Origin of the sequence: Mycobacterium sp., from assembly GCF_040509115.1 — a bacterium.
In the GTDB taxonomy this organism is placed as follows: domain Bacteria; phylum Actinomycetota; class Actinomycetes; order Mycobacteriales; family Mycobacteriaceae; genus Mycobacterium.
In genome coordinates this window covers 1-24195 of record NZ_JBEVLO010000303.1, presented here as the reverse complement: position 1 = coordinate 24195, position 24195 = coordinate 1, and the positions used below count along the sequence as shown (strand labels likewise).

The window sequence follows — 24195 nt, the reverse complement described above, 5'->3', positions numbered from 1 at the left end:
CGAGCGAAAGTACGACGGCCACGGCAGGTTCCGTTGCCTAGCAGTCGAGGGCGTCGAGCACCAGACCTAGCAGATCCTCTGAAAAGTTTGGCGCTCGTTGCAAGTGCGGGATCCGGACGCAGTCGTCGATGATGGTCTTGGCGATGTTCACCCGCGTGGACGATACTGCTTCAGGTAGGTCCGGACGCGCAGCGGACAACCAGCGCTGCCATTCACCGATGTAGTCGGAGCGAATCCGGTCGAACCGATCGCTGATACCGGGAGGCAAGTAGAGTCTTTCAGTCAGGGACACGGCCAGAAAGTCCGTCGACTCGGTGACAACGCGAATGTAGCCCTGGATGATTTCGGCGAGCACCGCCTCGTCAGCGCAGGGGCTGTGGATGGCCCGATTCAGTTCCAGCGCTTGCCATTCGTCGAATCTGGTGACCACCGCCACGAGAATGTCGGCCTTGTTCTCGAAGTAGCGATAGAGCGCAGCGCCGACGATCCCGACGTCTCGGCCGATATCGTCGATCGTGACCCCGCCGAACCCCTTGTGCCGGAAGGCGATGGCGGCAGCACGCATCAGTTGTTCGCGCCGTGAACCCAGCCTGCGGCCGAGCGCAGCCGGTGCAGGGCTGTCGGCGACGCGCTTCGGTGCCCGGCTGGCAATGACGCGCTTACTCGCCGCTATCAATTGCTGGCTGAGGCGCTGGCGGGACAACGCCGAATCATAGAACGCGGGGCTCGACACGATGCTGACCACCGCCCAGCTTCTCAACTCTGTCGCCGCCGCATCGAGGTCGGAGCGCTCGGGGACGACCAGAAGGTTCCCGAACTGTTCGGATATCCAACGAGTGCGGCTACGGACCTTGCGAAAGTCGTCGACGTCGAGGTGGCGAGCTTCGCGCTGCCACAGCAGAGACAGCCGCCGCCCTTCCAAGGCGACGTCGGCCAGTTCGGCCAGATTCCCGTCGAGGGTGCGCTCGTCGGCAGGCTTGGCGTTGAGCCTCGTCAGGGTGTCCACGACCCGCTGCTGGTCGTCGAGCACCACCTGGGACAGGAGCGCCTGTTTGTTGACGAAATGCCGGTAGAGCGCGCGCGCCGTGATCCCGCTGGCATTGGCGATGTCGTCCATGCGAACCGAGTGAAACCCGCGAGCGCTGAACAATTCGCTTGCGTTCGTGGCGATCTGCACCTGGCGAGGCGACGGTTCGGAGGGCTGGGGGTCAGCGCGCGCCCGAGTCATGCCGCGAACTCCCCTCGACCGTTCGACGTCCTTCCGTCGTACCGATACTAGGCTCGCGGGCCGTGCATCAGCGCCCCGCCGTGTCCCGGAGTGGCGGCGATCGTCAATCGACGACCGACGCGCTGCGTGTCGACCAATTCGGCGCGCCAGATCGCTTGACGTCCGCGACGGCGATGACTGCCGTCGAGCGGCCCTGGCCGAAGTCCTCGACCGTGGTGGCGTTGCAGCTCATGAACAAGGTGCCGAGGCCGTCTCCACCAAATGCGCAGGCGACCGCCCAGGCGCCGGTGACTGGGACCTTGTCCGTGATCTCGCCGCCTTCGACGACGCGGTAGAAACCGCTGTCGTCGCCGGTGGTGAGGGCGTTGCCGAACCACACTCCGCCGTCGCTGTCCAGGGCGATCCCGTCGGGGTGATAGCAATCGTGCAATTGTGCCCACACCCTGAGGCCCGACAACGATCCGTCCGGGTTGATGTCGAAGGCGCTGATCCGGTGCAGGAAGGTCTCGGCGACGAGGAGGACTCCGTCGGCGGTGACGGCCATTCCGTTCGGGAAGACGAGGTCCTCGTCGACGTCGTGCGCGTGGCCCCCGAGGTCGACGTGGGCGAGGTGGGTCGGTTTGGGATCTTCCACACCGGGTGTGAACCCGAAGTTGCCGGCGTAGGCGTGACCGGCCGGGGTGACCAGGAGGTCGTTTCCGGCTCCGCCGGCGATGCTGCTGTAATCCGAGTACGTACTCACCGATCCGTCGTCGGCGATGCGCTGCACGGTGGCGTCTGCTTGCGACACGACGAGAACGGAACCGTCGGGAAGGAAACCGAGGCCCGACGGTGCGCCGGCGATCGTCGCAACCGTCGTCGAGGTTCCGTCGCTGGAGAACCTGAGGACCTCTCTGCTGAAGAAGTCGCTCGCCCAGAGTGCACCGTCGTGCCAGCGCAGTGCTTCGAGGAACTGGTGATCGGAGGCGAACTGAACTAGCTCGTGTGCCTTCACCGTGACGGCCCGCCTTTCAGGATTCCGTAGAGGTGAGTGCACGAGATCGGGCGAGGTCGCGGAGCTTGAACTTCTGCACTTTCCCGCTCGCGGTGCGCGGGAGCTCGTCGATCACTATGAGACGTTCGGGGAGTTTTTGTCGCGCAATCTTCCTGGCGGTGAGCCAGTCAGCGATCTCGGCGAGGGTGACTGTCTCTCCGCGATCGAGAACGACTACGGCGCAGACACGTTCGCCGAGGATGGGATCGGGGAAGGCGACGATCCCGATGTCGTCGATCTTCGGATGCTCGAACAGGAGGTCTTCGACCTCTTTGGCGCTGATGTTCTCACCGCCACGGATGATGATGTCCTTATCGCGGCCGGTGATCTCGACGTATCCGTCGGAATCGAGCCGTGCGAGATCTCCGGTGTAGAACCAGCCGTCGTCGGTGAAAGCCTCTGCATCAAGTGCACCGTCGAGATAGCCCACGAACATTTCCGGGCCGCGCACCAGCAGTTCACCCTTGTCGCTCAGGCGCACCGCGGCTGACCCGATGGGCCGTCCGTCAGTGGTCGCATGCTTGGCCGGTGGGTCCGATGCGTTACTCGCCGTGACGGTGGGACATTCGGTGGATCCATACCCTCGACTCACGACGCAGTTCAGTGCCGTCGTGGCCACCCTGATCAGCTCCGGTGGAACCCCGGCACCACCACAGGCGAAGATGCGTAGCGAGCTGACATCGGTTTCGGGGAGGTTCGGGTGATGCACGATCCCGTGGAGAAACGGGGTGGCGGCCACGACGAAGGTGCAGGAGTGTGCGCTGAGGAGTCCCAGCGCCTCGCCTGGTTCCCAGATGTCGAGCAGTACGACCGGCACATTGAGCATGAACGGCAACTGCATGCCGTAGAGCACTCCGATGATGTGTCCAACGGGGGAGGGCATGAAGACGACGTCTGATGCCGTCAGTCCGAAGAACTCGATGATGCTCCGGTTCTCGTAGTCCAAGGTGTTGTGGGTGTGAAGCACGCCTTTCGGGTCCGACGTCGTGCCGGAGGTATAGAGCAGCAGTGCCAGGTCGTTCGCGTTGCGGCCGGTTGGCTCGATGGGATCGGTTCGTCCTTCTTCGAGCAGTACCTCGAATCCGACGGACCAGCCGGTCGCAGGCCTGCCCCCGGCACCGACGACCACGACGGTCTCCAGGTTCGGGAGATCCTCGAAGATGTCGTTGATCATGGCGACGTAGTCGAAGCCTCTAAATCGTTGCGGCACGATGACGACTTTTGAATGTGCCTGTTGCAGAATGAATCGCGTCTCGGCGTGGCGATAGATGGGCATGATCGGATTGCTGATCGCGCCGATCCGCAGGGCGGCGTGGTGAACGATGAGGGCTTCCACCCAGTTCGGCAAGATCCAGGACACGACCTCCCCGTGTTCGATGCCGCGGCTTCTCAGCGCGGACGCGAACCGATTGACCCTCTCATCGAGTTCGCCGTAGGACCACGACCGGCCGCGATCGACCACGGCGGCCCGCTCGGGCGCATGTGCCGCAGCTTCCGAGAGGTATCCGTCGATCAGGTTGTCCTCCCAGAGTCCAGGCCCGCTGTTCTGGCGAATCACATCCGGGGTCAGCCTCGTGGGGATCATCGCTGCCTCGTCGTCGGGACGGAGTTGGTATCGAGGGTGGTATCGGGGGTGGTGAGTTGACCGTCGTCCCCGAAAGATCGCTCGAGCAGGGCCACTCCAATTCGGCGCTCGAGTTCTGTCGGGTCGCCGTACCAGCCGCGTAGTGCCAAAGTTCTTTTGTAGTACCAGTTCAGCTCGTTCTCGGTCGTGAAACCGATGCCGCCGTGTAGTTGAATCGCGTCCTCGCATATCCGAACCGCCACACTCGATGCGTAGGCTTTCGCGGTGGCGCCCAGGAGATGCAACTGCCGCTCATCTGCATGGGCTGCATCGTCGAGGGTGGCGATGCACAGGTTGTGCAACGCAGTCGAGCGGGTGTACATGTCCGCCGCGATGTGCTTGATTGCTTGAAAGCTGCCGATCGGACGTCCAAACTGTTCGCGTTGTCGGATGTAGTCGATCGTGCGATCGAGACACCGTTGAGCTATGCCGCTGAGTTCGCATGCGATCAAGATCCTTGTCCACGACCGGATCCTGTGGATCAGCCGGTCGTCGCCGGCGTGCCCGGTTCGGTGCGCACCGGTCGGACGTACATCAGCGAAGGTCACGCGACCAAGAGTCGCGGTGGGGTCCGCGCTGTCGACGTCGTCGATCGTGACGCCCGGTTCAGTCGAATCGACCAGACAGATCGCGGGACCGGTTTCGCTGTCGGCGATCACGACCAGCAGTCGTGCCTGCCGGGCGAACCGCACGGCGTTGACGGAGCCGCGCAGTCCGTTCGGGCTCAGTACCACCGTTCCGACGTCGTCCGCCCAGTCGTCGGTGATGCCGGGATCGACGAGTGCCAGGGGTATCCCCGTTTGGACAGCGGCCGCGATGGCCGGAGTGGACGTCCAGTCGTCCGGTCGCTGGAGGAGCGCGGGAAGGAGCGCATTCTCGAGCGATGGGCCTGCGACCAGGTACCGACCGAAGTGCATGAAGACAGGACCCAATGCCGACAGCGGCGCTCCGAGTCCACCGTGACTCTCCGGGACCGCGAGCGAGTACCACTCCAGTCCGGCGAGTTCCGCCGAGAACGTCGCATCCCATCCGCCACTTTCCAGGATCCTGCGTCGCCGTTCGTCGTCGTAAGTGCGACGGAGGTAGTCGTCGACGGCGTCGGCGACTTGAACTGAGATGTCGGTGTCGGTGTCGATCTCGACGTCACTCACGGGGAAGTCCTAACAGCCGTTCGGAGATGATGTTTCGTTGAATCTGCGATGACCCCCCATAGATGGACACAGCCCGGGAGAACAGGTGGTCGTGGATCCAGCGCTCGGCACGAAGACCGAGCGGACGCGAACCGGGGACGGCGCGCAACGGGCCGAGCAACGCGGCGAGTTCGGCGTGGAGGGTCTGGTCGATGTCGTTGAGCAGGAGCTTGTCTACCGAGTCCGCGGCGGTGGGGCCCACATTCGAGACCAGCCGCGCGGTGGTCTGTCGCGTCTGACCGTCGAGGACGCGAAGTGCGATATGTGATCGACCGACTGCGGCGTGCGTGCGATCGTCGATCGGTCCGGTGCTGCCGCGACGTGTGCGTCGGTCACGTAGTTCGATCACGGCGTCTTCGAACGCGACCTCGCAGTCGACACGGGCTCGCAGGGTAGCGCCGGAGCGTTCGCTACCCAGCGTGTGGGTAGCGATGGACCACCCTTCTCCGATGCCGCCCAGGAGGTTTCGCTTGGGCACGCGAACGTCGTCGAAGAAGACCTCGCAGAACTCACGGTCACCGGTCATCTGTTCGATCGGGCGGACCGTGATTCCCGGGCTGTTCATGTCGACGAGCAGATAGCTGATCCCGGCCTGCTTTCGGACGGCCGGGTCCGTGCGGGCCAGTAGCGCGCACCACTGGGACATGTGGGCCCAACTCGTCCACACCTTCTGCCCAGACACCACGAACTCGTCACCTTCTGCTACCGCGCGAGTCCGCAACGACGCCAGATCGGAGCCGGACTGAGGTTCGGAGAACCCCTGACACCAGATGTCGTCTCCGGACAGCAGGCGTGGAAGCAGTTCTCTGCGCTGCCAGTCGGTGCCGAAGCTGTCGATGGACGGCCCGACGACGTCGAGCCCGATCAGACCAATCGGTTGTGGAGCGCGGGCGCGAACCAGCTCCTCTACGAACGCAAGCTGGTGCAAATGTGTTAGACCCTGCCCTCCAGCATCTTTCGACCAGGCGATACCGACCCATCCCGCCTCGAAAAGCGTCTTCTGCCACTGCCGGAGGACAGCGAACCGCGCGTCCAGATCGAGTGGGACGGGCGGGATGTCCGCCGTCGAGAGCCAGGCCCGTGCCTGCTGCCGGTAGTCGTCGAGTTCGGTGGTCATGTCGCTTCAGCGCCCCGTATAGACGGGCGGCCGCTTTTCGAGGAAGGCGTTCACTGCTTCCTTCGAGTCGTCGTAGCCGGACAACTCACGGGTCAGGCTCTGCTCGAATTCGTATCCCTCTTTCAAGTCCATGTACTCGATGCCGTTGAGGCTGCGTTTGGCCAACCTCAGTGTCGCGGGGCTGTGTCTGGCGATCGACCGCGCCAGGGAGAGCGCCGATTCCAGGAGTTGGTCGTCTGGAACGATATCCGCGATACCGCCGTACGGCTGCAGCGTTCGCGCGTTGACGAGGTCGCCGGTGTAGTGCATCAGCCTGACCATGCCTTGTGGCACCAGGCGGGAGAGGTGCTTGGCTCCCCCCAGCACTCCGACGTTGACCTCGGGGGTGGCGAACCGCGCGCTCTCGGCTGCGATGACGAGATCGCACGAAGCCGCGATGGCAAGCCCCGCGCCGACCGCGACGCCGTGCACTGCCGCGATGGTCGGCAGTGGAGAAGAGTAGATCGACCAGAATGCGTCGCGGGCCTCCTTCAGCCTCGCTTCGGCGTTGCTTGGACCCAGTGTTTGAAACTCCGCGAGATCGTTTCCCGCGCAGAAGTGTTTCCCTCGGCCCGCCAGTACCACTACGCGAGCCTCCGGCGTGTAATGCGCCATGTTGCCGAAGAACTGTTCAATCTCGGCGTACATCTCGCTGTCGACGGCGTTGACCGGCGGTTTGTTCAACCACACCGTCGCAATCGTCTGGTCCTGCTGCCACTCGATGAACTTGAGTTGTTTCATAGCTGTCCTTGCTTGGTCTGAACATCGGCGTGGAATGCCGCTGCGAAGGCTTCCAACTCGCGGGGTATGTCATGACCGGCGGGTTGATAGGCCACTTCGGTGCAGCCAGCGGACCGAAAGTCGGCCAACTTGTCTCGCCACTGTTTCGTGGTCAGCGCCACGTCGCTGGCCACCATCAGGTCGCCGTTCACGAAGGGCCGGTCGTAGTCGTTGACGCCCACCACGTGACGATCGTGGAGGGCCAAATGACGGACGTTCGGCGGAACCGCGTCGTACGCTGCCGCCCAAAGTTTGCCGCCTTCCCCGAGCATCTCCGCGAGTACGCCGTGTTCGACGGCCCAGTGCAGATAGAGCGCCGCGGCGCCCCCGGCGGCGTCGATTACCCGTTCAGACCCGGCGTCCTCACCCTCGTCGAGAACCGTGCCCGGAATCATGACGGTGTTGGATTCGAAGTCCGCGTTGGGGGTGGTGATGCTCAACACGCCGGCATTCAAATCACGGGCCACTGCAAGACCTTTCGGTCCCTGACCCGCGACCACCCACGGCACCGTGATGGGACGCGACGGTGCGAAGCGTAGGTCGGGGTGGATCATCTGTGTGATCGCACCTTCCCACTCGGCCTGCTCGCCACGAAGAAGTGCCTGAACCGTCAACGCGTATTGACGAACGTACGCCCACGGGACGGGTGACTTCCCCATTGCGTAGCGTCCGGTGAACCCACTTCCGATCCCGACGACCACCCGCTCCACCCCCGCGGCGTATACGAGGGTGGAGACGGCCGCTGCCGTGACCATGGGGTGACGCAGGCTCGGGATCAACACCCCTGGGCCCAACACGATCCGTTCGGTCAGATCCGCGGCGCGGCACAACTGCACCCAAACGTCTGGGTAAAGGGCCGGCGAATCGTAGAAGAACGCCCTCTGGTAACCGAGCTCCTCCGCAATGCGGACGTGGTGCGGTGTCTCAAGCGACGTGGCGAACGCGCATGACAGCTTCACGTCGATCTCCTTCGATCGGGTTGAACGCCCGTATCGCGTTCACAACAGGGCGGCGGCACGAGCCCCGGGATCCGAGCCGTGTCGCCTCGGTGCACCCCCGTACGCCGCGCAGAGCGGGTTTCGTCGAGTGTCTTGAGACGCACCCTGCTAGATGTGGCGCGTGTCACGACTGTAGGGCGTCATGCGGTGCGATGTCAATGAGCGGTAACTATTTTGTCGGGATCGGTCCCCGACGATGCTGAGCCGTGTATCTCGGCACTCGCTCTATGGAGGGCGGTAATCCAATGTTGTGCAGCCTATTTCAGAAGTAGACGGACTAAAGAAGGTGCCGCCAAAGCCGGCGATGCCGGGCGGTTCGCGCCCTTGGATGGATCAATGTCCATGGGCGTTAACGTGGTGACAATGGTCTGACAATGCCTCGCTTGGTCGCGGCCACTGTCGGCCGGTGACGGGAGGGTCCATGGTCAGTACGAGCCGACGCCCGGCCGGGCCGCGTCGACATCGGGAGGCGGTACCGGCGTGAGGCAACGGTAAGCGTGCTCATGTCAATGAACAGTAACGTCACGCGAGCCTAGCGGGACTGTCATGGGTGCGCGCGGAGCCACAAAATGCAGCGACGCCCAGCTTGGCCCCGGCGGTATGGCCCGCTCTCGGCCCGTCGCCGTGTGCTGTCCGGAACTGATATCCACCAGCATCTTTGAACCCGACCATGCCGTGTGATGTACGCGTGTCACCCAATTAGCGCCGCCTGCGAGGTCGGTCGATTCGCCGGACCGGGTAAACGCGGCAGCCAATCACGCAATCCTTCTGTCCATAGACGATAACTATTGACGTGTGTATGCTGTGCCATTGCCAGACCGTGGTCTGGCAGCCGTGGGTGCGCGGGCTGTGGAATCGAACGCTCGGCAGTCAAAACCGAGGAGGAGGTATGACGGGGCTTCTGTAGAGATCGGCGACCTGCGGGGCCCCGAGAAGGTTTGTGGCGCAACGGCACGCGCCAGGCCGCAACTCCAGGCCAATCGATTCGACCGGGCGAGTATGGCTAGAACGCCAGAATAGCGCTGTCCCGTAACTCATTTCGGACCGCACTGGTGACAGTCTGGCAATTCGTCGAGGTCGCTCGCGGCGGTGAGCGAGTGTTGCCGACATTGATCTAAGTGGAATAGTGCAGGCGCACAACGTGTTTGATCCGGTCATGACAATCGATGATTTGTTCACACCGTTCTCCGTTCGCTCACTGACCATGCCGAACCGATTCGCCATGGCGCCGATGACTCGTGAGGCGTCACCCGGTGGCATCCCCGGGGCCGACGTCGCTGAGTACTATCGGCGCCGCGCAGCGGGTGGGGTGGGGCTGATAATCACCGAAGGCGTTCGGTTGCCCGACCCGGCCGCAGGTTATCCATCCAACATCCCAACGCTGGCGGGCGACGACGTGCTCGCCGGCTGGAGCCGTGTCATCGACGCCGTTCACACGGAGGGTGGCACCGTCGCCGTCCAACTGTGGCATCAAGGCGTGCAACGCGATGAAGCCGACGGAGTGGTGCCGGTCGGCCCGTCGGGTGTCGACGCGTTCGGCGCACCAAGGGGACGGGCGCTGGCGACCGACGAGCTTCCGCGGCTCGCCCAGCTGTACGCCGATAGCGCTGCCACAGCGCGTGAGATCGGATTCGACGCTGTGGAGGTGAACGGTTGTCACGGGTACCTCTTAGACCAGTTCCTTTGGGGGAGAACCAACCTTCGCAGCGATGGGTACGGGGGATCATTGGCCGCACGGACGCGCTTTCCGGCCGAGGTGGTGGCGGCGGTGCGCGGCGCAGTCGGCCCGGACTATCCGATCGTCTTCCGGTTCTCACAGTGGAAGATCACCGATTACACGGGGTCGATCGCCGACGACCCGACCCAACTGAAGGAGCTTCTGACTCCGTTCGTCGACGCAGGCGTCGATGTCTTACACCCCTCGATGCGCCGGCACTACACGCCCGCGTTCCCTGACGTGGACCCCGGGCGCAGCCTCGCAGGATGGACGAAGAAAATCACGGGTTTACCGGTCATCGCGGTGGGCTCCGTCGGGCTGGAGACGAGCTTTCGCAGTGAAGAGCACGGTCAGGTGATCCAGCCCGCGCCGCTCGACCGCGTGGTGAAGCAGTTCGAGGCAGGCGAATTCGACGTCGTAGCGGTCGGGCGTGCACTGCTCGCCGACCCGAGGTGGGTGCACCGGCTCCGTGATGGCGAGTTGGATGCCTTCACCGGTTATGACCCGGAAACGGCGTTGTCGGCCCTGAATTAGCCGGGCGGATCTGCAGGCAAGACGTCACGTACTTCGGAACCGGTGTCGTCACCTGGGTGACCCCGAGATCGCCAACCTCCCGCCAGGGTCGGGGTGGAGAGCTTGCCATCGTTACCGTGATCCAATAGATTAAGTACACAGACCGGGTTACATAAGCGCTCGGCTGTGGATCACCCGCTCGAAGCAAGAGTCAGGAGCGGATGGGTCGCTGCGGCGTGGCTAGCAAGCGGCAGGTGTCCGAGCATGTCGGCACCGACGCTGGGCCTGACCGGGCGAACGAGGCACGACGGACGATCACGATCACGGAAGTGGGCACATCATGAGCAGTATCAGCATCATTGGCTCCGGGAACATGGCCAGCGCCATCGGCGCCTTGGCCGTCACGGGCGGCAACGCCGTCGAGGTCATCGGTCGCGATGAGGCCAAGGCCGCGGCCCTGGCCAGTGCGCTCGGCAACGGCGCCACGGCCGGAACCTGGGGCGCCACCCCGGCTGGCGACATCGTCATCCTCGCCGTGCTGTTCGACAGCGCCGTACCGATCGTCAGCCAGTACGGGGACGCGCTGGCCGGCAAGATCCTCGTCGACATCACCAATCCCTTCAACTCCAGCGCCACCGGGCTGGCCGTCCCTGACGACACCTCCGTGGCACAAATGGTCGCCGCGGCCGCCCCCGCAAGTGCCCGCGTCATCAAGGCGTTCAACACCCTCTTCCGCGACGTCCTGGCAGCGGGCGGCCCGCTGGATGTCTTCATCGCCGGCGACGACGCGCAGGCCAAGGCAAGCGTGTCAGCGTTCATCACGAGCCTCGGACTGCGCCCACAGGACACCGGCGATCTGAGCATGGCGCACTGGCTCGAAGGCGCGGGCCTGCTGTCGGTGGGCCTGGCCAACCACGGCGTTGGCAGCTTGAACTTCTCCCTCGGCGTCAACCTCGGCTGAGCTGGCCGCACACGGCACGAAACGCACACACGTCGCCGTGCGGAAAGACTCGTCGCACCGCACCGCGGCAGCAGAGTACCGGCCTTCCGAATCGTCGGAAACCGTTGTGGTCGTTGCTCATTTCGGTGATCGAACGACCATGCCGACAGGGCGCCCAAGCAACCAAGGACTCGAGAGCAAGATGACCACCTTCGCCCCGTACCGCGAGGACTATTCGCACATGCCAGATGTCAGTGTCGGCCGACCATCGGCTGCCTGGAAGGGATTCCCGTGCTGAAGCTTGGTTTCGTAATTCCCTTCGTCGGGCCCGCAGTCGGCAGCGCCGTGGGTTTGAGCGCGTTCTGCCGCGGACTCGAGGACCTTGGCTACGACACGCTGTGGGTCGGCGATCGACTGGTCACCCCGGTGGACATGCACAGCACCTATCCCGGCAAGGACCAGCCGTACCCGGCGCAGATGACCCGTTACCTCGATCCGGTGCTGCTGTGGACGGTCGCCGCGACGGCGACCAGCCGGGTGCGGCTGAACGCCAGCACGCTCAGCACGTTCTACTACGAGCCCACGCACCTGGCCCGGCTGCTGACCACACTCGACGTGCTCAGCGACGGTCGCCTCGACGTTGGCGTGGGACTCGGGTGGATGAAGGACGAATTCGACATCGCCCGTGGCGCGGACTGGCACCGGCGCGGGCGGATGCTCGATGACCTATTGGCGTTCCTGCACCAGTGGTGGACGACCAACCCGGTGTCCTGGGATAGCGAATTCATCTCCCTGCCGCCGGTCCACGCCGACCTGCGTCCGGTCCAGGTCGGCGGTCCGCCCATCTGGATCGGCGGTGCCAGCGAGGCCGCGATGCGCCGGGTTGGCCGAAGTGGCACCGGTTGGCTTGGAGTGGAGGGGCTGCACGATTCCGATCACTTGTGGTCCATCGCTCGCCGAGCGGCGCAGGACGCCGGCCGTGATCCTGACGCGCTGAAGACGGCGGTGCGGATCAACCTCGAACCGGGCACGTCGGTTGACTCGGTTGCCGACAAGCTCGGACGCTTCGCCGACTCCGGCGTCGATGAGGCGATCCTCGATGCCTTCGCCATGTTCCCCACCCTTGACCAGATGCTCGAATTCGCCAGCCAGGTCATCGCCAGAAGGAGCAGTGCGTCCATTTCTTGAACGGGCACCGGTTTGGCCCAGGGCGTCGAGCGCTACGGGATTGGGCGTTCACGCCGACCGACTACTGCTCGTCTCACACCTCGTCGTCCAGGAGGAAGTGAGCGCGATGGTGTCGATCATGGCGGTGGCGATGCGGTTGCGCGTTTCGGTGTCGACTCCCGCCTTGGCGAGCGCCTCGAGCCCGCGATGCGTCGTCAGGATGAGTCCGCCGAGCGCCGCGGCGTCGGCGGCCGGATCGATGTGCCCGGCCCGCTGCGCCTGCTCGACGAGTTGGCGGCAGCTGTCCAGCAGCGTTTCGTACGCCGCGAGCGACCGGGACGCGATGGCGTCGTTCTCCCAGGCCAGTTCGGCCGTGGCCTTCGATAACAGGCAGCCACGCCGGTCGGTGCAGCCCTCCGGCGCCGTCAGCCAGGTGCGAATGCGGTCCAGCGCCTGATCCTCCGGGCCGTCCAGTCGCGCGGCGGCACCCTCGTCGGAGCTTGCGCAGTACTCGTCGAATACTCGCTGGAACAGGGCCTCCTTGTCACCAAACGCGCCATAGAGACTGCCCTTGCTGAGTCCGGTGACGCGAGAGAGATCCTCGACCGACGTGCCGTGGTAACCGGTTTCGTTGAACAACAGGCGGGCAGCGGCCACGACCTCTTGCTCATCGAATTTCCGTGGTCTCGCCATTCGTCCAACTTTACGCCGTTCTGAACTTACGGTCCGAAACTTCTGGACGATCGGTCCAAAATCCGTATAGTGGACCGTATGTTCAAAACTGCAGCGATCGACCCTTCTGAGTTCTCCGGCAAGCGCGCGATCGTCACGGGAGGTTCGCGCGGCATCGGCGCGGCCATCGTGCAGCGGCTACTCGACGGCGGCGCCACCGTCGTGACCACGGCGCGCCACCCCACCGACGAGACACCGAAAGCCGCCACCTTCATCCAAGGCGACATCAGCACGCTCGCAGGTGCGCAAGCGTTCGCCGCGGCCGCGCTCGACGAACTCGGCGGCGTCGACATCGTGGTCAACAACGCGGCAGCGGCACGCGCCCACGTCGATGGCATCGCATCGATCCCCGATGAGGAATGGCTCGACGCGCTCGACCTCAACTATCTCTCCGCCGTCCGGGTCAACAACGCGCTCCTGCCAGCACTGCGCGAGACCGGCGCGGGCAGCGTGATCGTCAACATCTCATCCGGAGCGGCGTTGGCACCCGCGCCGCCGCTGGCGCACTACGGCGCCGCCAAGGCCGCGCTCAACGCCTACGGCAAGGCGCTCGCAGCCGAGCTCGCGCCCGCCGGGATCCGCGTCACCACGATCGTGCCCGGCAACGTGCTCACCCCCGGCGCCGACGCGATCCGCCAGAACTTCGCCGACGCAATGGGAGTCTCGCTCGCCGACACCACGGCAGGTGTCCCTCTGGGTCGCCCCGGAGACCCGCGTGACATCGCCGAGGCCGTCGCCTACCTCGTCTCGGACCGGGCGCAGTGGATCACCGGAGCCAGCCTGATCGTCGACGGCGGCGAACTCCCCATCATCTAGTTTTCGCTGGCCGTAGCACCTCCCGCGTTGCGAGTGCTGCGTCCCAAGGGTGGGGCCACCCGACCTTGCAGATACCGTCCCTCGTTCCGATCCCGGCCGCCATCCCGCCATCTGGGTCGCCGAGTGGGTCAGCTCTGGCTGGCGCGCGACTTCATGGCTGCCGCGAAGTCGGCGACTCCCCGGGCAAGTGACTCCGCATCGGGCAATTCATAGAGGTGGCTCATGACGATCATCCCGGGCATCAACGTCACGAACAGGCTGGGCAATGCGTTGGGATCGCTGCCGTCGGGCACCGTCCCCTCGCTGGCCCAGCGTTGAGTCAACGCTGTGAAGAGGCCGGTCATCTTGGCATAGAACTGGTGGACGACGTCGTGCATCTCGGGGCGTCGCAGCGCCTCGGCCCAGGCCGCCATCGAGATCTTGGTCAGGTCGTACTCGCCACCGCGCCTGCTTCGCAGGTTGTCGACGAGCATCGTCAGCGTTTCGGCGGGCCCTGGTACCGGATCCTGGTCGAGAAGTTCAGCCAGGGATGAGTACGTCTGCGCCATGGTGTCCTGGGCCGCAGCGTCGACGAGATCCTCCTTGCTGCGGAAGTACCGGTAGACGGAGCTGGACGACATGCCGGTCTCGGCGATCACGTCGTCCATGGACGTGGCATGAAAACCCTGTCGCGAGAAGCACTTCCAAGCACTGAGCAAGATGCTCCTGCGGACCTCCAACCGTGCGGCTTCGCTGATCTTCGGCATCCCACCACCCTAAAGGCGAAACGCTCGTTGCGGTATAGCCGAGGGCGCGCTACGGTTGCTTTAAGCGAAACGTACGTTTCGGTTAAATGAACGAGGTGCCCATGATCGATCGGTTGCCGGCGAGTACCGATGTCCTGATCGTCGGCGCAGGCCCCGCAGGCCTGACATTGGGTGCCACCCTCGCCCAGCTCGGCGTGGACCACGTCCTCATCGACCCGAAGCCCGCCGTAGCCCCTGGCTCGAAGGCCGCCGCGGTGCAACCTCGCACACTCGAATACCTCGAGCGCATCGACGTCGCCGCTCCCCTCATCGAGGACGGCCTGCGCGGCGGCGGCTTCGCCGTCGTGGACGGCGATCGGCCCCTACTCCGGCTGTCCTACGACGACGTCGCGAGCCCGTACCCCTTCCTGCTGCTGATCTCCCAGCAGCAAACCGAGTTGCGCATCGAGCAGCGATTGCAGGACCTGGGCAGTGGCGTCCACCGCGGGGTGCGACTGCTGGAGCTCGTCGACGAATTTCCCGGGAGCGCAGCCACCGTCGTCGACGAAGACGGCACGATGCGAGTCATCAACGCCCGGTTCATCATCGGTTGCGACGGGCTGCATAGCACGGTGCGGCAGCGATCCGGCCTGCTCTTCCCTGGTGATGCGCCTGCTGCTCTGTTCGCGTTGGCCGACGTCGTGCTCGACGGTGAAGGCACCGACAGCCTGGACACCACGTTCTCGTTCAGTCAGCACGGCATGCTCATCACCTCGGCGTTGCCCGGCGGGCAACTGCGGGTTGTTGCATCCGTGCCGCCCGGCACCGGTGCACCCGACATTGCCGGTGTCGCGGGGCTTCTGCGTGAGCGGGGGCCGCGATGGGCCCGCGAGGCCTCGGTGAAGACCGTCGTGTCGAGCTCGACGTACCGCGTCCAACAGCGTGTCGCGCCGGCCATGCGGCGCGGAAACGTCTTCCTCGTCGGCGACGCCGCCCACACCCACAGCCCGGCAGGCGGCCAGGGGATGAACACCGGCATCCAGGACGCAGGAAACCTCGGTTGGAAGCTGCACCACGTGCTCACCGGCCGCACCGGCGCACACCTACTCGACACCTATGACGCCGAACGCCACCCCGTCGCCGAGGAACTGATCGCCTTCACCTCGCAGCTGATGAGCCTGGCGATGATCCACGGCCACGACACCGCCGCACTGCGCAACGACACCCTGGCCGCCGTGGCCGGAGTGCCGGGGGCCGCCGAGTGGCTCGCTAACAAGATGTCCCAACTCGCCATCGCCTACCCGTCTGCGGAACCGGCAGCGACATTGGCCGGAACCCGCATCGACCCACGCATCGCGGTACCGAGAGGCCTGTCGTGGACGCTCGTCTCACCCTCGAGCGGAGCAGTCCCCGACGTACCCCGCGACGTCACGCTCACCACGTCACCGGACGTGACCGAAACGCTTGTGGTCCGACCCGACGGGATCGTCGCCGACCAGGCGCTGATTACCGAGGCTCTCGGCATCGACGTCGCTACGACCACCACTGGAAGACCACCGCAAGGGGTTGATCGCTCGTGACCGCACCCGCTCTGTCCGGATTCCATCACCTCAAGATTCCGGTCGCCGACCTCGATGCCAGCTTGGCTTGGTATCAACGGGTTCTCGGGGCCGACCATCTGACGGGACTCGATCACGTCGACAGCGACGGAGCCAGGTACGCAACGATTCTCGAGGTTCCAGGGCTTCCCGTCCTCGTCGAACTGCGCTGGGCACCCGCCGCCGCAGGCGCGCTACGCCACTGCGACCTGATGGTGCTTGCACTCGACACCGACGAACAATTCCACGACTGGATCGAGCATCTCGACGCCAACGACGTCGAGCACTCGCCGATCCTGCCCGGAGGCGGCGGCCCCGTCATCGTCATCGTCGAACCCGACGGCAAGTTCATCCGGCTGATGAAGCAACCATCCGGCGGACTGGCCTCGCAAACAATGCCCGACAAACCCCTCGATCCCCACGGGCCGTGGCTCGACGCGGCCCCGATGCGTCACCCACGGCCGGCGTCCGACCGCGACGCGCAAGGAGCGCCATGAGTGAACAGCCCTCCGACGTCCTCCATCCCCCACACGACGCTGGGCGTCGAGTTCGCGTACCCACTCACGTCATCGCCGAATGGCCGGCTGGCACCTTCCTGGAGAACCTCGCGCTGGCCGAAGATGGCCAATCCTGGTTGGTCACCTCACCATCGGACAACGCCGTATACCGAGTCAGGCCAGATGGATCCGTCCATCTCGCCGCCCAATTCGACCGGGCGCCAACGGGTATCGCGACCCACCCGGTCATGGGAACGCTCGCTGCCGTGGGCACGCAGGGCCAGCCCGATTGCCAGCTGTTCCGCATCACCTCCGATGGACCGCAGTGGGTCTGCGATCTTCCGGACGTACTGGGTGCCAACGGCATGGCCTGGGACGGCGGTCGGCTGTTCGTGGCCGACTCGGCCCGAAGCCTCGTCGTCGGCGTCGACCCCACCCTCGGGAGCGCCACGGTGTGGCTCGAACACGAACTTCTCACACCACGCACCGCGGGATCCACGCTGCCGGGCATCAACGGTCTGGCCGTCCACGATGGTTGGCTGGTGATGAGCTCCACCGACAGGAGCGTCATCCTTCGGACGCCCGTCGCGAGTCTGGAGCCCGCCGCAGAGCTCGAAGTAGTAGCTCAACGTCTGGTAGCCGATGACTTCGCCGTCGCCGACGACGGCCGAATCTTCTTCGCCACGCATACCTTTCACAGTGTGCTGTGCCTGCATCCCGACGGGCGCCGGGAAGACGTTGCTACCCACGCGGACGGCATCGCCGGACCGACCGCCGTCGCCATCGCTGCCGGATCGTCCCCGGCGCTGTTCGTCACCACCACCGGCGGACTCCTCAGCCCCGCTAACGGAGAGGTCGAACCGGCACGACTCGTGCGGGTCGATGCCTGATGCTGGCCCAGCGGCTACACGGCAACCTCGCCACCCTGTACGGCAGCTGACGCCGAGCCCGGGACACCACGAAGACCAGGAGATGACGTGAAGTTCGTTGCCTACGAAAACGACAGTGGCCGTGCCGAAGTCGGTGTCCAACTCGATGATGGTGTACTGCCCACCGGCCACGTCGACCTCGGCGCGCTCATCAAGGCCGGACCCGACGAACTGGACCGGCTACGGCGGGCCAGCGCGAAGCCCGATCGTGTGGTTCACCCGACGCGATTGCGGGCTCCCCTCGGATCCACTGCGACACTATTGCTGGCTGGTGGCAACTACCAGGACCACCTCGATGAGACCGGGCTCGCGCCCAAGGAACCAGTGTTCTTCTCCAAACTCCGCTCAGCGGTCATCGGACCCGGCGAGGCCATTCGCATTCCGACCCCCCGCACGAACACCGACTGGGAGGCCGAGCTGTGCATCATCATCGGCAAACCGGCCTACCGCGTGTCCGCGGAAAGGGCGCACGAATACATCTTTGGCTACACGATGATCAACGACGTCAGCGCGCGCGACGTCATGCTTCGCGAACCGCTACAGATCACGCTGTGCAAGTGCCCGGATACCTTCGCACCGGTGGGTCCCTATGTCATCACCGCCGACGAAGTGCCCGACCCCAACACCAATCCACTGGAGATCTCCACCCGCGTCAACGGCGTCTACAAGCAGCGCACCACCACCGACACGATGATCTATTCCATCCCAACACTTCTGGAGTTCCTCACCCAGACCGTCACGCTGCAGCCCGGTGACCTGATGAGCAGCGGCACCTGCGGCGGCACCGGCGGTGGCCGCACCCCACCGGAATTCATGCACCCCGGCGACACCGTCACCGTCGGCGTCGAGGGGGTCGGTTACCTCACCAATCGCCTTCGCGCAGGATGGAACGAGTGACGAAGGGCTAGGCGGGCGATTCGTCGGGCCCGAACGGTCCACGCTCAGCGCTTCCTGGCAGAACGAGCAACCTCCGATGAAGGCCCTGTAGACATCTTCCTGACGCTAATGTATACGTATTCATGACAGAGATCACGTTCACTTTTCTTAGGAGATTCATGTCACACTCACTGTCGCGCCCGGCCCCAGTCGATGCGTTTCCCCTCGATGGCGATGACGCCCAGGTGCTCATCGACGGCGAATGGAGCAAGGGACTAGGCGGCGCGCCTGTGGCCGTCAATGACCCTTCCGTCAACGAGCGATTGTTCGACGTCACTCCCGCGTCAATCGACCAGGTTGATGCGGCCGTCGAGTCGTCAACGAGGGCGTTCTACGGATCCTGGGCAGCGATGTCGGGACGGGACAAGGGCAACTGCATGTTTCGCTTGGCAACGCTGATGCGAGAGAGCATCGACGTTCTTGCGGAGCTGGAGGCCCGGAACACGGGAATCCCGATCAAGCAGAGCCGGTTCGAGGTGGAGTCCGCTGCCCGTCACATCGAGTACTTCGCCGGGTTCGCCGGGAAGATCGAAGGCACGTCGGCACAGCTTCCCGACGGTCGGGTGATGTACGGAGTTCGCGAGCCGATCGGCGTGATCGCGCAGGTGGTGCCGTGGAACACTCCGCTGAAGCTGCTTGCGCGCGGCTGCGCTGCGGCGCTGGCATGCGGCAACACGGTCGTCATCAAGCCGTCAATCGTCGCGCTCGCGTCGGTGCTGGCGTTGGGCAAACTTGTTGAGCAGGCGGGATTTCCGCCCGGAGTGGTGAACATGGTCCCCGGGAAGGGGCGCACCGTCGGGTCGGCACTGGTGCGCCACCCGGGCATCCGGAAAGTCGTCTTCACTGGCGGCACGGAGGGCGGCGAAGAAGTGCTGCTCGATGCCGCACGCAACGTGACGCCGGTGCTGGCGGAGCTGGGCGGCAAGGGCCCGATCATCGTCGGCAAGAACGTCGACGTCGATGAAGTCGCGGCAGGCGTCATGAGCCAAGCCTTCGCCCGAATGGGGCAGGTGTGCTTCGCAGGGACACGCTTGTTCGTGCCCTCCGACATGCGCGCCGAAGTGGTCGACCGATTGGTTCACTTTGCCAGCCAGATGGTGATCGGAGACGCCATGGACTCGGCCTCACAGATGGGTCCGTTGATCTCCAAGGATCACCTGGAGTCGGTACAGACCCACATCACGAACGCGGTGGAGAAGGGCGCCACACTGGTGTGCGGAGGCGCCGTAGAAGGGGCGCCCGGCAACTTCATCCGCCCCACCGTTCTGACAGACGTCGACGTCAACCAACCCATTGCGCAGCAGGAAGTATTCGGCCCGGTGCTCGTCGTCCATGACTATGACAATCTCGACGACGCGATCCGGGATGCCAACAACACTCAGTACGGTCTGGCGTCCTACGTGTGGACCAACGACATCCGCGAGGCCTTGAACATCGGGCGGCGTCTGGAGAGCGGGAACGTGTTCATCAACACCTACCGCTACGCGTCCGAGGTGCCGTTCGGAGGGAGCAAGAAGAGCGGCCTCGGGCGTGAACACGGTTCCGAGGCGCTGCGGGAGTACACGGAACTCAAGACCGTCGTAATGGCCACGAATCGGTGGTCGGACGCCGTGCTGAGCAGCTAACCGCACCCGCTTTCGTCAGTACTGGGCCGCAGTTCGGACGCAGGAACACCTTCGGCGAGTGCGCCCGTTCTGCGGCCCAGTGAGTTGGAGGGTCTGCACACCGTGCGACCTGAACCCAAGGGCGACGTCCATCCGGCGCGGCCCACAGGATGAGAATTCAAATATCAACGGAGATAACCGGAGTCGTCAACTATGAGTTCGTCAGTAAAGCAGCGCTATCGCGAGGTAGTGAATTCCAACGGTAGGGTCTATCGGATTGGCGAGACCGACCGCGACATCCTTGGCCGCTCACGAATGTGGATGGTATGGCTGCCGTGGATCGCCATGATGGCGATCAGTTCATCTGAGTATGCCTTCACCTCGGCTGAGGGAACGCTTACCGCGGCCCACAATTGGCACGATTCGCAGATTTTCTGGCTGATGGCTGTGTGGATAATCTTTCAAGGCGGCATTGCGTTCCCCGCCGGGCGGTGGCGAGAAACCGGCAAGTTGTCAGCCCGGGCGGCGATGCTCCTCGGCGCGGCGGGGGCACTGCTCGGGTATGTGTCCCTGGCTTACGCCCCCAGTGTCCTCTGGGCGTACGTGGGATTCGGATTCTTCGGCGGCACCGGCGCGGGCCTGGTCTATGCCACCTGCGTGAACATCGTCGGCAAGTGGTACCCGGAACGCAAGGGCGGCAAGACCGGATTTGTCAACGGCGGCTTCGCATACGGCTCGGTCCCATTCATCTTCCTGTTCACCACGTACTTGGATCTCTCCAATTATCGAGGGGTGCTGCTGGCCGTCGGGCTTTTCCTCGCGGGCGTGGTGGCCGCCACCGGATTCTTCATCAAAGACCCGCCGAAGAACTGGTGGCCTGCTGAGATCGATCCCCTCGCAACGTCCGACGACCCGCGAATCCGTCGCTCGCTTGAGAAGAATCCGCCAGCGGTCAAACAGTTCACCCCGACGGAGGCCATCAAGACGGGCGTCCTGCCGCTGATGTGGTTCTGCCTGTTGTGTACGGCCGGCGTGAACATCTTCGGAATAGCATTCCAGGTGCCGTTCGGTAAGGAGATGGGCTTCGCAGGCGGCGTGGTCGCGCTGTCGATGAGCTTGAAGGCAATCATCAACGGCACAGGGCGCGGCGTCATCGGTTGGATTTCCGATCGTCACGGGCGGCGTACCACGCTCGTGGTCGTCTGCATCGTCCTCGGGCTGGCTCAGTTCGCGGTGTACTTCTCCGGGTCGCTGGGCAACATGCCACTGTTCCTGCTCGCCTCGATGGTCTCGGGTTTCGGTGGAGGAGCGATATTCCCGCTCTTCGCAGCGATGACTGCCGACTACTTCGGAGAGAACAACAATGCGACGAACTACGGCTTGGTCTACAGCTCGAAGATCCTGACCGGGGTTCTCGGAGCTGGTTTCGGTTCGATGGTCGTCGGAGCGTGGGGATACGGCGCCGCATTCATGATCGCGGGCTGCATCGGAATTGGCTGTGGCCTGCTCGCTCTTCTGCTGCGCCAACCACAGCTCAGCGATCGCGGAATCGCCGCACTGTCCGACACCGACCGGCCAGGTCAACCAATAGGTGGTTAGAAACGCCCGGATGGGGAGCCGTCAGCGGCCTCCCCATCCGGTGTCGGCGTGTCAGATCCTCGCAGGCGAATTGACGGCTGCCGAAGTCCACGACCGTGCGCGCCGGCTCGCGAGCAGAGTCGCAACGCTACGAGCACCCGTCGTGGAGTCCATCCGTTGGACAGGAATCAGTCCGGGGTCTTGTCTTCCCAAGCGGCGTTGGCCGTGGATCCGCGGACGACGAGCTGGCTGGGAAAACGGCAGATCCGCGACGGCAGGCGTGGGTGAGCGACCCGCTCCAGCACGAGGTCGACAGCTTTGCTGGCCATGTCGGAGAGCGGCTGGCGCTGCGTGGTCAGATCGTAGGCTCCCCAGCTTGCTATCGCGATGTCGTTGTATCCGACCACCCAAACGTCTGCGGGCACGCGGAGGTCAAGCTGTCGACACGCGTCGATCGCACCGAAGGCCATCAAGTCGTTGACGCAAAATACCGCGGTCGGGCGGGGGCTCTTGGCGACCAGCTCGCGTAGTCCACGCTGTCCGTCGTCGTATGAGAAGTCGCCACGACAAGAGGCAACGGATTGGGTATCGATTCCGTGCGCTTCAATGCCCGCCCAGAAGCCGGCTTCGCGATTGGCTGCGGTGCTCGCCTCGCGGGGACCGCCGATGAAACCCAGCCGAGAATGTCCGTGGTGGGCAAGGTAGTCGACCACCTCGAAACCGCCGTGGAAGTCGTTGCCCGTGACCTGGTCGCAGTCCAAGTCCGCGAGCCCTCTGGTGACTAAGACGATCGGGGCCCTGCGTTCTAGAGCCGCTCTTAGCGCCGAGCCGTCTTGCGCTGTGCTGGGTGTCGCCGTCGTGAAGATGAGGCCGTCGACTACACCTTCGCTGATTGCGTCTGCTGCAGCGATCCCGGACCTGTCGGAGTCCCACAGGACCATTCGGTGCGACGTCTGTCGCAGCTTTTCACTGACAGCAGTGACGATCTCGGGGTAAACCGGATTGGTCAAGTTTGAGACGACGACGCCGATCGCGCCGCTGCGGCGGGTCCGCATCGAGCGAGCAGCCGAGTTGGGGCGGTAGTTGAGAGTTTCCAATGCCGTGGTGACTCGCTCTCTGGTTTCGGAGCGCACCGTCGAGCTACCGGAGAGGACCCTTGAGACCGTCGCCTGGGACACTCCGGCCAACTTCGCGACATCTCGGCTCGTCACCACAAACAAACACGATATCTGGCGTCATTCGCGGGCACGCTGCTGCGACGCGAGAAGTCGTCAAGAACTGTGGATCGGGTGTCTGTCGTGGTCGTTAGACGTCTAAATGGGGTTGCGGGGTGACTTTGGGCTCTGTCGGCGCCATGCCACGCCTGGGACGCTGTCGGCATGAACGGCAAATTCGTAGTGGCGTCAGCCGCGATGGTTGGCTCGGCGGCACTCGGATATGCCCGGCTGGTGCGGCCCCGGCTCTGGCGTTGGGGCGCCAGCGACGAGGAAGTCGCCGGGCCGTTTCCCGGCGCGGAGCGAGTTCCCGGCGGCGCACGCGGGGTGACGATGGCAGTCACGATCGAGGCGCCGCCATATCGAGTATGGCCCTGGTTAGTTCAACTGGGCGGCGATCGCGCAGGCTGGTACTCCTGGGATCACCTCGACAATGCCGGCGTGTCGAGTGCCCGCGAGGTGCACCCTGAGTGGCAAGACCGCGCCGTCGGTGAGCGCCTGAAGTTCCGGGCGCCGGGTAGCGGGCTCGGGGATGCCTTCGAGATCGCGATCCTTGAACCGAATCGGTTGCTGGGGCTGTATTGGTTGAGCGATCTTCAAGGCCACGTCCTAGACCCGAACCTACCCAGACCTGGGACCTATATGGAAGGGCTGTGGTGCTTCCAGCTCAACGAGCTTGAGGGCGGTCGAACGCGTCTGGTGATTGGGGGGTATCAGGCCACACGACCCCGATGGTTGGAGCGTTTCTACAACTTCTGGATCTACGTTCCGGTCGTCTGGATCATGCAAGCCCGCATGATGGCCGTGCTGAAGAGAAACGTCGAGCGCGCGTCACGATTGCCTGTAGCCAGCGTTGACGGCGACCAGCGGTGAGTGTCTTAGGCGACCTCCGTTTCGGTTGATTCATTCGGTTCGGGCGGTATGACGTTGACGGGCCCGTTCGAGCAGTTTGCCTTTGTGAAAGACTGCGCCGGCACGGACGAGGGCAACCAGGTGTGGCGTCGTGGATCTCGCGCATCGCTCCAATCGCGCGCCAGGATGAGCCGACTTCGGCAGGCATGAAGGGACATTGGCCTGTTTGTCGAAACACCGCTGCTCCGACTGTCGGGCAATATGCCCTTTCGGCCATTCACACCGGTCGGGTAGCCGAAGTATGTCAAGATGGTTGATATGACGGATGCTACTGATCAACCGCTTGGGTTTCTGCTGTATCAGGTGAT

Annotated in this window: 21 protein-coding genes; 11 read left to right on the top strand and 10 right to left on the bottom strand. The window is 64.3% G+C overall.

The window, feature by feature from the left end; genetic code table 11:
- Nucleotides 1-37: 37 nt before the first annotated feature.
- The 7 genes from ABW137_RS20955 to ABW137_RS20925 form a co-directional block, all read right to left on the bottom strand.
- Entirely contained in the window at nt 38-1228 is a 1191-nt protein-coding gene (locus ABW137_RS20955; protein WP_526403360.1) for a TetR/AcrR family transcriptional regulator, read from the bottom strand.
- A 103-nt stretch (nt 1229-1331) separates the two neighbouring features.
- Nucleotides 1332-2222, bottom strand: coding sequence for an SMP-30/gluconolactonase/LRE family protein (locus ABW137_RS20950; protein WP_526403359.1), 891 nt, complete (start codon nt 2220-2222; stop codon nt 1332-1334).
- A gap of 16 nt (nt 2223-2238) precedes the next feature.
- Nucleotides 2239-3846, bottom strand: a complete 1608-nt coding sequence (locus ABW137_RS20945) for an AMP-binding protein (RefSeq protein WP_526403358.1) — start codon at nt 3844-3846, stop codon at nt 2239-2241.
- Complete coding sequence (locus ABW137_RS20940; RefSeq protein ID WP_526403357.1) at nt 3843-5036, bottom strand: acyl-CoA dehydrogenase family protein; 1194 nt, start codon at nt 5034-5036, stop codon at nt 3843-3845. The genes ABW137_RS20945 and ABW137_RS20940 overlap by 4 nt, the downstream gene beginning before the upstream one ends.
- Nucleotides 5029-6192, bottom strand: coding sequence for an acyl-CoA dehydrogenase family protein (locus tag ABW137_RS20935; protein ID WP_526403356.1), 1164 nt, complete (start codon nt 6190-6192; stop codon nt 5029-5031). The genes ABW137_RS20940 and ABW137_RS20935 overlap by 8 nt, the downstream gene beginning before the upstream one ends.
- A gap of 6 nt (nt 6193-6198) precedes the next feature.
- Nucleotides 6199-6972 carry an enoyl-CoA hydratase/isomerase family protein gene (locus ABW137_RS20930; protein WP_526403355.1) on the bottom strand — a complete coding sequence of 258 codons (774 nt, stop codon included), beginning with the start codon at nt 6970-6972 and terminating at the stop codon, nt 6199-6201.
- Nucleotides 6969-7970: an LLM class flavin-dependent oxidoreductase gene (locus ABW137_RS20925; protein WP_526403354.1), complete on the bottom strand. Its 1002-nt coding sequence runs from the start codon at nt 7968-7970 to the stop codon at nt 6969-6971. Before ABW137_RS20925 ends, ABW137_RS20930 begins: the two co-directional genes overlap by 4 nt.
- 1195 nt (nt 7971-9165) lie before the next feature.
- Between ABW137_RS20925 and ABW137_RS20920 the strand changes: the two genes are divergently transcribed.
- The 3 genes from ABW137_RS20920 to ABW137_RS20910 all read left to right on the top strand — a co-directional run bounded on the left by ABW137_RS20920 (nt 9166) and on the right by ABW137_RS20910 (nt 12367).
- A complete protein-coding gene (locus ABW137_RS20920; RefSeq protein WP_526403353.1) occupies nt 9166-10260 on the top strand; it encodes an NADH:flavin oxidoreductase in 1095 nt (364 codons plus the stop codon).
- A gap of 319 nt (nt 10261-10579) precedes the next feature.
- Complete coding sequence (locus ABW137_RS20915) at nt 10580-11200, top strand: NADPH-dependent F420 reductase (protein WP_526403352.1); 621 nt, start codon at nt 10580-10582, stop codon at nt 11198-11200.
- Between the two features lie 273 nt (nt 11201-11473).
- Nucleotides 11474-12367 carry a TIGR03619 family F420-dependent LLM class oxidoreductase gene (locus tag ABW137_RS20910; RefSeq protein ID WP_526403361.1) on the top strand — a complete coding sequence of 298 codons (894 nt, stop codon included), beginning with the start codon at nt 11474-11476 and terminating at the stop codon, nt 12365-12367.
- A gap of 48 nt (nt 12368-12415) precedes the next feature.
- Here the strand turns inward: ABW137_RS20910 and ABW137_RS20905 are convergent, their stop codons facing one another.
- Nucleotides 12416-13039 carry a TetR/AcrR family transcriptional regulator gene (locus tag ABW137_RS20905; protein ID WP_526403351.1) on the bottom strand — a complete coding sequence of 208 codons (624 nt, stop codon included), beginning with the start codon at nt 13037-13039 and terminating at the stop codon, nt 12416-12418.
- A 78-nt stretch (nt 13040-13117) separates the two neighbouring features.
- On the opposite strand from ABW137_RS20905, the gene ABW137_RS20900 reads away from it, so the two are divergent.
- Nucleotides 13118-13894 carry an SDR family NAD(P)-dependent oxidoreductase gene (locus ABW137_RS20900; protein ID WP_526403350.1) on the top strand — a complete coding sequence of 259 codons (777 nt, stop codon included), beginning with the start codon at nt 13118-13120 and terminating at the stop codon, nt 13892-13894.
- Between the two features lie 128 nt (nt 13895-14022).
- On the opposite strand, the gene ABW137_RS20895 is transcribed toward ABW137_RS20900, so the two are convergent.
- Nucleotides 14023-14640: a TetR/AcrR family transcriptional regulator gene (locus ABW137_RS20895; protein WP_526403349.1), complete on the bottom strand. Its 618-nt coding sequence runs from the start codon at nt 14638-14640 to the stop codon at nt 14023-14025.
- Between the two features lie 101 nt (nt 14641-14741).
- Here ABW137_RS20895 and ABW137_RS20890 point away from each other — a divergent pair, with 101 nt between their 5' ends.
- The 6 genes from ABW137_RS20890 to ABW137_RS20865 all read left to right on the top strand — a co-directional run bounded on the left by ABW137_RS20890 (nt 14742) and on the right by ABW137_RS20865 (nt 21782).
- Entirely contained in the window at nt 14742-16199 is a 1458-nt protein-coding gene (locus ABW137_RS20890; protein WP_526403348.1) for an FAD-dependent oxidoreductase, read from the top strand.
- Nucleotides 16196-16714 carry a VOC family protein gene (locus tag ABW137_RS20885; RefSeq protein WP_526403347.1) on the top strand — a complete coding sequence of 173 codons (519 nt, stop codon included), beginning with the start codon at nt 16196-16198 and terminating at the stop codon, nt 16712-16714. The genes ABW137_RS20890 and ABW137_RS20885 overlap by 4 nt, the downstream gene beginning before the upstream one ends.
- Nucleotides 16711-17604 carry an SMP-30/gluconolactonase/LRE family protein gene (locus ABW137_RS20880; protein WP_526403346.1) on the top strand — a complete coding sequence of 298 codons (894 nt, stop codon included), beginning with the start codon at nt 16711-16713 and terminating at the stop codon, nt 17602-17604. Before ABW137_RS20885 ends, ABW137_RS20880 begins: the two co-directional genes overlap by 4 nt.
- Nucleotides 17605-17691: 87 nt before the next feature.
- Nucleotides 17692-18540, top strand: a complete 849-nt coding sequence (locus ABW137_RS20875) for a fumarylacetoacetate hydrolase family protein (protein ID WP_526403345.1) — start codon at nt 17692-17694, stop codon at nt 18538-18540.
- A gap of 158 nt (nt 18541-18698) precedes the next feature.
- The gene (locus ABW137_RS20870; protein WP_526403344.1) at nt 18699-20204 is read left to right on the top strand and encodes an aldehyde dehydrogenase family protein; all 1506 of its coding nucleotides are present in this window, start codon (nt 18699-18701) and stop codon (nt 20202-20204) included.
- Nucleotides 20205-20396: 192 nt separating this feature from the next.
- The gene (locus ABW137_RS20865) at nt 20397-21782 is read left to right on the top strand and encodes an OFA family MFS transporter (protein ID WP_526403343.1); all 1386 of its coding nucleotides are present in this window, start codon (nt 20397-20399) and stop codon (nt 21780-21782) included.
- A gap of 167 nt (nt 21783-21949) precedes the next feature.
- Here ABW137_RS20865 and ABW137_RS20860 read toward each other — a convergent pair whose 3' ends face one another.
- Entirely contained in the window at nt 21950-22972 is a 1023-nt protein-coding gene (locus ABW137_RS20860; protein ID WP_526403342.1) for a LacI family DNA-binding transcriptional regulator, read from the bottom strand.
- Between the two features lie 168 nt (nt 22973-23140).
- On the opposite strand from ABW137_RS20860, the gene ABW137_RS20855 reads away from it, so the two are divergent.
- A complete protein-coding gene (locus ABW137_RS20855; RefSeq protein ID WP_526403341.1) occupies nt 23141-23848 on the top strand; it encodes a hypothetical protein in 708 nt (235 codons plus the stop codon).
- The last annotated feature ends 347 nt before the right edge of the window (nt 23849-24195 follow it).

Excerpts from the sequence above, each read along its gene's own strand:
- ABW137_RS20915 (WP_526403352.1), top strand. The coding sequence starts at position 10,580 with ATGAGCAGTATCAGCATCATTGGCTCCGGGAACATGGCCAGCGCCATC.
- ABW137_RS20935 (WP_526403356.1), bottom strand. The coding sequence starts at position 6,192 with ATGACCACCGAACTCGACGACTACCGGCAGCAGGCACGGGCCTGGCTC.
- ABW137_RS20865 (WP_526403343.1), top strand. The coding sequence starts at position 20,397 with ATGAGTTCGTCAGTAAAGCAGCGCTATCGCGAGGTAGTGAATTCCAAC.
- ABW137_RS20945 (WP_526403358.1), bottom strand. The coding sequence starts at position 3,846 with ATGATCCCCACGAGGCTGACCCCGGATGTGATTCGCCAGAACAGCGGG.
- ABW137_RS20895 (WP_526403349.1), bottom strand. The coding sequence starts at position 14,640 with ATGCCGAAGATCAGCGAAGCCGCACGGTTGGAGGTCCGCAGGAGCATC.
- ABW137_RS20905 (WP_526403351.1), bottom strand. The coding sequence starts at position 13,039 with ATGGCGAGACCACGGAAATTCGATGAGCAAGAGGTCGTGGCCGCTGCC.
- ABW137_RS20900 (WP_526403350.1), top strand. The coding sequence starts at position 13,118 with ATGTTCAAAACTGCAGCGATCGACCCTTCTGAGTTCTCCGGCAAGCGC.
- ABW137_RS20855 (WP_526403341.1), top strand. The coding sequence starts at position 23,141 with ATGAACGGCAAATTCGTAGTGGCGTCAGCCGCGATGGTTGGCTCGGCG.
- ABW137_RS20890 (WP_526403348.1), top strand. The coding sequence starts at position 14,742 with ATGATCGATCGGTTGCCGGCGAGTACCGATGTCCTGATCGTCGGCGCA.
- ABW137_RS20880 (WP_526403346.1), top strand. The coding sequence starts at position 16,711 with ATGAGTGAACAGCCCTCCGACGTCCTCCATCCCCCACACGACGCTGGG.
- ABW137_RS20955 (WP_526403360.1), bottom strand. The coding sequence starts at position 1,228 with ATGACTCGGGCGCGCGCTGACCCCCAGCCCTCCGAACCGTCGCCTCGC.
- ABW137_RS20920 (WP_526403353.1), top strand. The coding sequence starts at position 9,166 with ATGACAATCGATGATTTGTTCACACCGTTCTCCGTTCGCTCACTGACC.
- ABW137_RS20930 (WP_526403355.1), bottom strand. The coding sequence starts at position 6,972 with ATGAAACAACTCAAGTTCATCGAGTGGCAGCAGGACCAGACGATTGCG.
- ABW137_RS20870 (WP_526403344.1), top strand. The coding sequence starts at position 18,699 with ATGTCACACTCACTGTCGCGCCCGGCCCCAGTCGATGCGTTTCCCCTC.